The organism is Methylobacterium bullatum (assembly GCF_014845095.1).
Classification (GTDB): Bacteria; Pseudomonadota; Alphaproteobacteria; order Rhizobiales; family Beijerinckiaceae; genus Methylobacterium; species Methylobacterium bullatum.
In genome coordinates this window covers 48,123-58,995 of sequence record NZ_NKUG01000010.1, presented here as the reverse complement: position 1 = coordinate 58,995, position 10,873 = coordinate 48,123, and the positions used below count along the sequence as shown (strand labels likewise).

General features: G+C 65.1%; 7 protein-coding genes. 3 read left to right on the top strand and 4 right to left on the bottom strand.

Going from position 1 to position 10,873, the window contains the following annotated elements; all coding sequences use genetic code 11:
• Positions 1 to 238 precede the first annotated feature (238 nt).
• Together MBTS_RS01140 and MBTS_RS01135 are read left to right on the top strand one after the other, a co-directional pair.
• Entirely contained in the window at positions 239 to 949 is a 711-nt protein-coding gene (locus MBTS_RS01140; RefSeq protein ID WP_056150173.1) for a response regulator transcription factor, read from the top strand.
• Entirely contained in the window at positions 946 to 2,334 is a 1,389-nt protein-coding gene (locus MBTS_RS01135; RefSeq protein ID WP_192214922.1) for a sensor histidine kinase, read from the top strand. Before MBTS_RS01140 ends, MBTS_RS01135 begins: the two co-directional genes overlap by 4 nt.
• 294 nt (positions 2,335 to 2,628) lie before the next feature.
• Here MBTS_RS01135 and MBTS_RS01130 read toward each other — a convergent pair whose 3' ends face one another.
• A complete protein-coding gene (locus tag MBTS_RS01130) occupies positions 2,629 to 4,875 on the bottom strand; it encodes a calcium-binding protein (RefSeq protein WP_238254129.1) in 2,247 nt (748 codons plus the stop codon).
• Between the two features lie 521 nt (positions 4,876 to 5,396).
• On the opposite strand from MBTS_RS01130, the gene MBTS_RS01125 reads away from it, so the two are divergent.
• Positions 5,397 to 8,255, top strand: coding sequence for a bifunctional [glutamine synthetase] adenylyltransferase/[glutamine synthetase]-adenylyl-L-tyrosine phosphorylase (locus MBTS_RS01125; protein ID WP_238254138.1), 2,859 nt, complete (start codon positions 5,397 to 5,399; stop codon positions 8,253 to 8,255).
• Positions 8,256 to 8,366: 111 nt separating this feature from the next.
• On the opposite strand, the gene MBTS_RS01120 is transcribed toward MBTS_RS01125, so the two are convergent.
• The 3 genes from MBTS_RS01120 to MBTS_RS01110 form a co-directional block, all read right to left on the bottom strand.
• Positions 8,367 to 9,380 carry an adenosine kinase gene (locus tag MBTS_RS01120; RefSeq protein ID WP_192214920.1) on the bottom strand — a complete coding sequence of 338 codons (1,014 nt, stop codon included), beginning with the start codon at positions 9,378 to 9,380 and terminating at the stop codon, positions 8,367 to 8,369.
• A 98-nt stretch (positions 9,381 to 9,478) separates the two neighbouring features.
• Positions 9,479 to 9,799 carry a hypothetical protein gene (locus MBTS_RS01115; RefSeq protein WP_018042124.1) on the bottom strand — a complete coding sequence of 107 codons (321 nt, stop codon included), beginning with the start codon at positions 9,797 to 9,799 and terminating at the stop codon, positions 9,479 to 9,481.
• An 84-nt stretch (positions 9,800 to 9,883) separates the two neighbouring features.
• On the bottom strand, positions 9,884 to 10,777 hold the full coding sequence (locus tag MBTS_RS01110) for a protein-methionine-sulfoxide reductase heme-binding subunit MsrQ (RefSeq protein WP_192214919.1): 894 nt from the start codon (positions 10,775 to 10,777) through the stop codon (positions 9,884 to 9,886).
• Positions 10,778 to 10,873 lie beyond the last annotated feature (96 nt).

The following is a 10,873-nucleotide window of genomic DNA, read 5'->3' as shown; positions in this document are numbered from 1 at the left end:
CTGCACAGTACAGAAAACATTCCCTTAAACGATGACACCAAAACACCCGCCTCCTCCGAGGCGGGCGTTTTGCGTTTCGGTGTCGCTTTTCTTACCGGATGGTCATGATCCGGCCAAAGGGCGGTAAGTCGAGGCCCGGCACACTCCCATCCTGTCTCAGAAGAGGGGAGGGGGCTTCGTGCCGATCCAAGCTCAAGCGGCTTTCCCGCGCATTCCCGACCACGTATCGTCCGGCCCCATGCGCCTTCTCATCATTGAGGACGACCGCGAGGCGGTCTCCTATCTCGTCAAGGCTTTCAAGGAAGCCGGGCATGTGCCGGACCATGCGGTCGACGGACTGGATGGCTATGCCCTGGCGCGGGAAGGCGATTACGATGTCCTCATCGTCGACCGCATGTTGCCGAAGCTCGACGGATTGTCGCTCATTCGCTCCCTGCGCGAGCAGGAGGTCACGACGCCGATCCTGATCCTCTCGGCGCTCGGGCAGGTCGACGACCGGGTCAAAGGCCTGCGGGCCGGTGGCGACGACTATCTGCCGAAACCCTATGCCTTCTCCGAGCTCCTCGCCCGCGCCGAAGTGCTGGCCCGCCGCCGTGCATCCTCGCCCGGCACCGCCGAGGCGACGTCCTATCATGTGGGGGACCTGCATCTCGACCGGCTGTCACACCGCGTCACCCGCGGCGGGCATGAGATCCTGCTCCAACCCCGCGAGTTCCGGCTGCTCGAATATCTCATGCGCCATGCCGGGCAGGTCGTGACCCGCACGATGTTGCTCGAACATGTCTGGGACTACCATTTCGACCCGCAGACCAACGTCATCGATGTCCATGTCTCGCGCCTGCGGGCCAAGCTCGACAAGGATTTCGACACCGCCCTGATCCATACGATCCGCGGTGCCGGCTACATCCTGCGACCGGACGAAACCTCCCGCGCGTCCGACGCGCCGTGAGCGAGGCCGATGCTCTGCCCGCGCGCATCCGGAATCTGTTCCGGACGACCGCCTTCAAGCTGTCCTTCGCCTATCTGGTGGTCTTCGCGACCTTCGCCTTCCTGGCTTTGGGCTATGTCGCCTGGAATGCGAGCCGGGTCCTCGACGACCAGATGGTGTCGACCATCGAGGCCGAGATCAACGGCCTGTCGGAACAGTACAAGGCCGGAGGCCTGCGCCGGCTGATCTCCGTCGTCGAACGCCGGGCCGGCGAACCGGGAGCCTCCCTCTATCTGGTCACGACGGCGGCGGGAGAGCGGGTGGTCGGCAATGTCGGGGCGCTCGCGGACGGAACCCTGGCCCAGCCGGGCCAGACCGAGGCCGCCTATGCCCGCAGCGGTCAGTCCGACGTGCTCGACCGCCACGCCATTCTGCAGGTCTTCGTTCTTCCCGGAGGGTTTCGCCTCGTCGTCGGACGCGACGTGGAGGAGCGTGACCGGCTGCGCTCCATCATCGCGACGACCTTCGGCTCTTCCGTGGCCCTGGTCGTCATCCTCGGCGTCGTCGGGGGATGGTTCGTGGCCAGCCGCGTCCTCCGGCGGGTCGACGCCATGACGGAGACGACGCGCCGGATCATGGCCGGCGACCTCGACGGGCGGCTGGCGGTCGCCGGAAACGGCGACGAACTCGATCGCCTGGCGAGCAATCTCAACGAGATGCTCGAGCGTATCGGTGAGTTGATGCGCGGCTTGCGCGAAGTCTCCGACAATATCGCCCATGATCTCAAGACGCCGCTGACCCGGCTGCGAAACCGCGCCGACGAAGCGCTTCACGGCGCCGATACGCCCGAGCAATTGCGTGCCGCCATGGAGGGCGTCATCGAGGAGAGCGACGGCCTGATCCGGGTCTTCAATGCCCTGCTGATGATCGCGCGGCTGGAGGCCGGAAACGCGCAGGAGATCATGGCCCGGTTCGACCTCGGCCTCGTGGCGCAGGAGGTGGGCGAACTCTATGAGGCGCTGGCGTCCGACCGGGGAATGGAACTGGCCATCGAGGCGCCCGAAGGGCTCATGATCCGTGGCAATCGCGAACTCGTGGGCCAGGCCCTCGCCAACCTCATCGACAATGCGGTGAAATATGGCGGCGCCGGAGGAACGGTGCGTGTCACCGCCGAAGAGCGCGGATCGGGCATTGCGGTCATCGTCTCCGACAATGGTCCGGGCATTCCGGAAGACGCGCGCGGGCGCGTGCTCGGCCGGTTCGTCCGCCTGGAGGAGGCGCGGTCCCTGCCGGGATTCGGGCTCGGGCTCAGTCTCATCAATGCGGTGGTGCGCCTTCATCAGGGCGCGCTCGCGCTGGAAGACAACCGACCGGGACTCCGCGTCGTCATGACCCTGCCTGCCTGAAAGTGCCTTACGAAACTCCCGGTCACCGTCGGTTTTCGCTCACGGCACGACGGTGCAGCGGAGGCGTTGTGAGAGATACGAAGCAGGTTCGCGACGGTCTCTCACGATGTGAAGTAGGGACGTCCCGTCACAGACGTATTCTTGACCTTTGAGAACCGCACACAGTTTTCAGGCGCGAGCGGCCTTGGGCAGGCTAACCGCACGACACCAAGCCAACCTGTCAGGCTTTCGCTTAATTTGCGGACATAAAAAAGGGCTGCCGTCAGGCAGCCCCTCTCAATATGTGATTGGACGTCAGACGACGAACGACCCGTTATCCAAGGTCTGCTGGCCCTGGAGGAGAACGGCGAAGTCAGCCGCTCCATCTCCGTTCGTGTCACCCTGGAGAAGGGTGTTGCCACCACCGAACTTCGTCCGCAGTTCGCCTGCCTGACCCGAGAAGCCGTCCGTTCCGATGAACTGGAAGCCCTGGTCTCCGGCCTGTCCGAGGTTCGCATCGATCCCACTGAGGTCGATGCGATCGCCCTCGGCGAAGTCGAAGTCCTTGATGATGTCGCGTCCGGACACCGCGACGTCACTGTCGGTGACGGCCTTGAACACGAAGGTGTCGGCACCATCACGGCCGAAAAGGAGATCACGGCCGTCGTCGCCGTAGATCGTGTTGTCGCCGTCATTGCCGTAGATCTGGTTCCGGATCTCATTGCCGTTGGCAGTCAGATCATCGGTACCGGAGAGCACGAGCTTTTCGGTGTTGGCTTCCATCGTGTGGTTGACGGTGGATCGAATGGTGTCGAAGCCTTCGCCTGGTTGTTCGATGACACGATCGCCAGCGTTGTCGATGACGTAGGTGTCGCTCCCAGTGCCGCCGATCATAGCGTCGGCTCCCGTGCCACCCAGCAACGTGTCGTCGCCGTCGCGACCCACGAGTGAATCGTCTCCTGCGCCGCCGCTCAGACGATTGTCGCCGTCGTTGCCGGTGATGCGATTGTCGAGGTCATTGCCGGCACCGTTCAGATCGCCGTCTTCCCTGAGGACGAGGTTCTCGACGTTGTCCGACAAGGTGTAGCTCACGGACGAGCGAACGGTATCGTTGCCCTCGCCTGCCAACTCGATAACCTGATCTCCTGCTCCATCCACGGCGTAGACGTCGTCGCCCGCACCACCCTGCATGACATCGTCGCCGATGCCTCCTTGAAGGACATCGCTTCCGCCGCCACCGGTGAGACGATCGTTTCCGGCTCCGCCGTCCAGCCGGTTATCGGCGATATTGCCGGTGATGCTGTTGTCGAGGGCGTTGCCGGTTCCGTCGATGGCGCCGGTACCCGTGAGGGTGAGGTTTTCGACGGTGTCGGACAGGGTGTAGCTGATGGAGGACAGAACGGTGTCGGTGCCTGCGTCGGCGCCTTCGACCACCGTATCGCCGAGGGAATCGACGACGTAGCTGTCGTTGCCGAGGCCACCGATCATGGTGTCGTTGCCGGCACCGCCGACGAGGAAGTCGTTACCGGTTCCGGCGGTGATCGTGTCGTCGCCCTGGCCCGCATTGTAGTAGAAATCCTGCCCGGCGCGGAAGGGCGGGAAGAACGTCAGCGCATCGTCACCGTTGGTCCCGAGCACCACGCCCTCGAACGTATTGCCACGCTGAGTGCCCGAGACGAGGTCGCGAACGTCGAAGGTGATGCCCTGCGTTCCGGCCACGAAGGTGATGCCCTCATCGTCGTAGCGAGAGATGGGACCGGTCAGATTACCGTCGGCATCTTCTGCCTGTACGCGAACTGCAAGCCCGCCATCCTGGTTGGTCAGGCTGCCGGCATCGTTGGTATTGCCGTTGCCCACCTCGGCCGAGGTGAAGGTCAGGCGCACGTTGCCGGCACCACCATCGGCGCGATCGAACCGGACGGTGTCGTTGCCGTCGCCGAGATTCACCTGGTCACTGCCATCGGTGGAGACGTTGACGCCGAACGTGTCGTCGCCGTCGCCGCCGAAGACGGTGTCGATTCCGGAACCGCCGCCGATCGTATCGTTGCCGCCGCCCGTCGAGATGACGTTGTTACCGCCGCCGCCATAGACGACATCGTCTGCCGAGCCCGTGGTGAGCGTGTCGTTTCCGTTTCCACCCGTCAGCTGCGCCCGGACATTGCCGGTATCGACGACGTTATCGCCCGTGTCGGACAGGTTGAAGTTCACCGACTCAAAACCATAAATGACGGTGCCGTCGGACGCCCTGCCCGTACCGTTCTCGTCGAGCGTCAACGTAATTGGGGTTGCCGAGCCGACAACCGGTCCATTGAAATTGAAATTGACCGACAGGAAATCATTACCCTGGCCGCCGACCAACCGATCGAGCTTTCCGCCAGTGACGTTGTCGTCGCCAGAACCGGCGCGAACGATATCACGCACAGGATCGATGGATCCGGCGAAAATATTGGCGGGACGATCGACAGAGTCGATCGTATCGTTGCCGCCGAGGCCATTGATGGTGTCTTCGTCTTCGGTGCCGGTCAGGAAATTATCGCCGTTATCGCCATTGATCGTAGCCATTGCGTCGTCTCCCTTACTCGCAGCCTGAGATGCACGTGCGGCTCACAGGTTTGCGGCGACGCTGATACGCATGGTTAGCCATAGAGGTTTCAGTTCGCGATAATAATATTGAATAAATATTTATAGTAACCTTAGTTAGTGTCGTAATATAGACTGTTGCTAATTGGACTGTCACTAAATTACTACATAAATTTGCAGCGAGTTAGGGATTAAACTGACTACTTATTTCTTGTCGGAGGCGGGAAGACTATTCCCGGCCTTCCCGAACCATAAATGCGATTGTGCGAACCGCGATGTTACATAACGCCCAACCCACGAACGTCCGCTTCCCAGGACGGCACGGACGCTCAAGGCGGTTGCCATCCGTCAGATTTCCACCACGAGCTTGGGCTTGTGAAGTCTCGCGCGTTTTCTGACGTAGAACCAGTGCCCGCTTTTGCTGAACCCGCTGAGCCGGGAAAGGACAGCACGTGACCGAGGAAGCGCCGTTGACCCAGCGCCTGACGAGGGCGCCCGTGCTGATGGATGCCGAGCGTGCGGCGGCACGGCTCAGAGAGGTCGATGCCTCGTTCGGCCATCTCGACGAGGCGGGACGAGCTTTGCTTCTCGGCCTCGCCGACCATTCTCCCTTTCTCTGGCAGCGTGTGGTGCGGGACCCCGGGCGCGTTGCCGCGATGCTGGAGAGGCCGCCCGAACGCGTGGTGGCCGACCTCATCGCCCGGCAGCGATCCGCCGCTCGCGGTGAGAGCGGAGAGGTCCGCGATCTCGATGCCGTCGCCGCCGAGCTTCGACGCAACCGCGGTGACCATGCTCTTCTCGTGGCCCTGGCCGATATCGGCGGGCTCTGGCCCCTGGCGACGGTGACCGAGGCGCTCTCCGATTTCGCCGATGCCTCCGTTCATGCGGCAGCCGAAGCTCTCTTGTTGCAGGCAGCCGAGGCCGGGCGGTTTCACCCCCATGACGTCGCGAGCCCGCAGCTCAAATCCGGCCTCGTCATCCTTGGCCTCGGCAAGCTCGGGGCCGGCGAGCTCAACTATTCCAGCGATATCGACCTCGTCGTGTTCTTCGATCCCGATATCGCGCGGTTGAAGGAAGGACTGGCTCCGACGCCGTTCTTCTCCAAACTCGCGCAGGGAATCGCCAAGCTGCTGCAGGAGCGTACCGCCGATGGCTACGTTCACCGCGTCGATTATCGCCTGCGCCCCGATCCCGGATCGACGCCGACGGCCATCTCGCTAAACTCCGCCTATCTCTACTACGAGAATCTCGGCCAGAACTGGGAGCGTGCCGCCTATATCAAGGCGCGCGCGATCGCCGGTGACATCGATGCGGGCGAACACTTCCTGGCCGGCCTGCGGCCCTTCGTCTGGCGCAAGTATTTCGACTTCGCCTCCATCGCCGATGTCCATGCCATGAAGCGCCAGATCCATGCCGTGCGCGGGCACGATACGATCGCGGTCGCCGGACACGACATCAAGCTCGGGCGCGGCGGCATCCGCGAGATCGAGTTCTTCGTCCAGACCCAGCAACTCGTCTTCGGCGGGAGACGGCCGGACCTGCGCGGCCGCCGCACCATCGCGATGCTGGCGGCGCTCACCGAGGAAGGCTGGATCGACGGCACCGCGCGCGACGAACTGGGCCAAGCCTACGATTTCCTGCGCACCATCGAGCATCGCCTGCAGATGGTGAACGACGAGCAGACTCAGCGTCTGCCGATGGATGCCGCCGGGGTCGAGGCGTTCGCGCGCTTTGCCGGTTTCGCCGATGCGGAGGCGTTCGAGGCGGAACTCATGCACCACGCCCGGCGGGTGCAGGCGCATTACGCGCTGCTGTTCGAGGCGGAACCGGACCTGTCCTCATCGGTGGGGAATCTCGTCTTCAGCGGGACGGACGACGATCCCGCGACCCTCGCCACCCTCCGGACCCTGGGCTTTTCCGATCCCGAGCGCGTGGCCGAGACGGTGCGCGGCTGGCATTTCGGTCGTCGCCCCGCCGTCCGCACCGCGCGTGCCCGCGAGGTGCTCACCGAACTCGTCCCGGCCTTGATGCAGGCGCTCGGCGGCACGCCGAACCCCGATGTGGCCCTGGATACCCTCGACCGCGCCTTCGCGCGCATGCCGGCGGCGGTGGAACTCCTCACCATCCTGCGCTCGAACGACCGTCTGCGCCTGCTCTTCGCCGACCTGCTGGGGAGCGCGCCGCGCCTGGCAGAGACCGTCGCCTTCAGTCCCCATGTTCTCGACACGGTCATCGACCCGGCCTTCGTCGTGCCGAAAGTGGATGCCGAGGACATCGCGGCGCAGTATCGCGGGCTGGTCGGCAAACCGGCGGCCTACGAGGATTTCCTCGACCGCAGCCGGGACGCGGCGCGGCAGTTGCGCTTCGTGACCGGGGCGCGGCTGCTCACGGGCATCCTGTCGCCGCAGGCGGCGGGGCGGGCCTATGCCGGCATCGCCGACGCCGTGGTGGAGGCGAGCCTCGAGGCGGTCTCGCGCCAGTTCGCCGTCGAGCATGGGGAGGTGCCCGGAGGGCGCTGTGTCGTCCTCGGCCTCGGGCGGCTCGGCGCCAACCAGATGACGGCGGAATCCGACATCGACCTCGTCGTGCTCTACGATTTCGATGCGGAGCACCGGACGAGTCTCGGCCCGAAGGCCATCGATGCGGTCATGGCCTACAACCGGCTGACGCAACGCCTCGTCGCGGCGCTGACGGCGCTGACCCGGCGCGGCGGCCTCTACGAGGTCGACCTTCGCCTGCGTCCCGGCGGCGGGCAGGGGCCCGTGGCGGTGCAGGTGCGGAGTTTCCTCCCCTATCAGCAGGGGGAGGCCGATCTGTGGGAGCACATGGCGCTCACCCGGGCCCGGGTCGTCGCCGGGGATCGGAGTCTCGGCGACGAGGTGATGGGGCAGATCCGGACCATCGTCGGGCTGAAGCGCGAGGCGGCGGAGGTCCATCGCGCGGTGCGCGACATGCGCCGGGTCGTGGCCAGCGAGAAAGGGTTTTCGGGGCCGCTCGATCTCAAGCTGGCGCCCGGCGGATTGCTCGATCTCGACTTCATGGCCCAGGCCCTCACCCTGGCCCATGCCGAATGCCATCCCGGTCTCATCGGCCTCGATGCATCCTCCGTCTTCGCCGAGACTGGTAATCGGGGCCTTCTGCCGGTGAACGAGGCGCGACCGCTCGGCGAGGCCTATCGCCTCTTCGACGATGCGCTCCATTGGCAGCGTCTCATGGGCGAGGCGGACTCGAAGGCGGGCGCCTCGGTGGCGCTGACGCGGCTCGCCATCGCCATGGGCCTGCCCGATGCCGCGACCCTGGCGGCGGAACTCGATGAACGCCGCGCCGAGGTCAGATCGCTGTTCGAGCGGCTGCTCGGCTGAGCCTCGCAGGCCCGCTTTCGCGGGTCTTTTGCACCGGAATCGGACCCATTCGCTGCTTCGTGGGAAATCGCGTCCGATGGCGGTCGAAAGGGGGGGCCGATGGCGGTGGTTTCAGAGGAGTCCGCGCGCCTTGGCCAGGGCCACGAGGTCGTGCTGCGGCCGGGCGCCGATATGCTGGATCACCTCCGCCGCCGCCAGCGCTCCGAGCCGGGCGCTCGACACGTTGTCGAGGCCGCGGGCGTGGCCGGCGAGGAAACCCGCCGCGAACAGGTCCCCGGCGCCGGTCGTATCCACCACCTCATGCACCGGTGAGGCCTCGATGGAGCGGATCTCGCCGCCCTTCACCACCATCGCGCCCTCGGCGGAGCGGGTGACGAGACCGAGGAGATGCATGCCGCGCTGGTTGCGCTCGTCACGCAAAGCTTTGAGGGCCGCTTCTTCGTCGTCCGTCTCGTAGAGGCTCTTCAACTCGCCAATATTGGCGAACAGGATATCGATGCTTCCGTCACGGATGAGGCCCAGGAACTCCTCACGGTAGCGGCCGACGCAGAACGCATCGGACAAAGTCAGTGCGACGGCGTTGCCGGCATTGTGGGCGATCTTGGCGGCCTTGCGGAACGCCTCCTTGGCCGCCGGCGGGTCCCAGAGATAACCTTCGAGATAGACGGTGCGGGCACTCGCCACGGTGGCCTCGTCCACATCGGCCGGCGACAGGCCCTGGCAGGCACCGAGATAGGTGTTCATGGTGCGCTCGCCGTCCGGCGTCACCAGGATGAAGCAGCGGGCGGTGGCGGGGCCTTCCGACGCGGCCGGCACCGCGAAGGAGACGCCCGTCGCCTTGAGATCATGGGCGAAAAGACCGCCGAGCTCGTCGTCGCGGACCTTGCCGATGAAGCCGGTCTTCGCGCCGAGGAGAGCCGCGCCCACCGCGGTGTTCGCGCCAGAGCCGCCGGAAACGATGGTGGCCGGTCCCATCACCGAGAACAGGCTCTCCGCCCGGTCCTCGTCGATGAGATGCATGGCGCCCTTGGGGACGCCCTGCTGTTCGAGAAATTTCTCATCCGTCCGCGCGATCAGGTCGACGATGGCGTTGCCGAGAACGAGAAGGTCGAGGGGAGCGGACATCGGACATCCTGTCTGGCGCTGGCGATGCCGCAGGCTGTGGCATCGCACCCGGAGAGGGTCAAGCGAGGGAGGGCGTCACGGGTCCGCGAAGACGCCCCCTATTGCAGCGCCTTCACCTCGCACTGCGCGTAGTCGCTGCTCGCTTTCACATAGGCGTTCAGCGCCTTCACATAGGCCTCGGCCAGGGGACGATAGGCCGCGATTTGCAGGTTGTAGGCCTTCACCGTGTCGTTGAACGTGTAGGCCTCCCAGCCGGGGCATCCGCCTTTGGCGTCGAGGCAGGCGGGCTTCGCGGGCGCGGTCGGCTTCGTCGGGCGTGTCGCCGGGTCCGGCGGCACGGCCTTCGTGCATTCCGCCATGGCGAAGGACGGCAGAAGGGCTGTCAGGACGAGAGCCGCTCCAAGAAGCCTGACACGCATCGCTGGAATTCCCTCACGTTCGAAACGCCCACTCACCGAGACGGTGCTGAGCTTGTGCGCGAGGGATTCGCCTGTCGCAAGCACTCAGCGCGCCTGGACCGCTTCCCGCCCGGACTGGTGGGAGACAGGCCTGCCCTTGCCGCCCCCACTCATGGCGGGCCGCATGAGGTTGAGCAGCGGCAGAGCGATGCCGCTGATGAGCACCCACCAGGCCGGGCGCAGGCCATCGTAGAATTCGAGGTTGGCTCCGAGCACCGCGCTGGCGGGAACGCCGCTCTTGAACCCATACCACGCCGCCTCCACCAGGGCGGTGACGAGGGAGGCCGCGATGGCTAGGCCGAGCAGGGTGATCGCGTTCATCGGCAGGCGGAAGCGCTGCATTTCCCGCCACCCCATGAGCAGAAGAAACAGGCCCGTCCAGTAGACCGGCGCCGACACGTCGATCTTGGCCTGAAGGAAATAGTGGAACAGGCCGAGCACCGCGATGACGTAGACGGATTTATGCAAGCGCGGCCAAGCCTTACCGAGACGGCGGATCATCCCGTCCGTGGAGGTGATCCCCAAGACGGCAAGGCCCAGCAGAGCCACGAAGCCGATGGTGAGGTAGAACCGCGAGACGATCTCGCTCACGACCTTCGACAGGATGAAATTCTGATCGACGATGTAGAGGCCGAGATGGACGATGCCATAGGCAAGGACGGTCAGCCCGAGCATGCGCCGGACCAGGATGAGCTTCGGATAGTTCGCGATCCGCCTCAGCGGCGTCACCGCCAGCGACAGCAGCAGGAAGCGCACCGCCCACTCTCCTGTGCTGTGGATGAGGGCCGTGATCGGCTTCGGCCCGAGGGCGTCGAACCCATAGGCGGCGGCGAGCCAGATCCCCGGCGCCAGCGCGAACAGGAATGTCGCGAGTTTCAGGCCCGAAACGCGGCCGGCGCGGTCATGCCAGGGAGCGGAGAAAGCGGGTTTGGCAGGCATCAGGGTCCGTCAGCGAGTAAGTCTTCGCCCTCAGGTAGGCGAGCGAGGGGACGAAATGGGGTGGCCCGGCCACACGTTCGCGCGAGACCGCCTTTT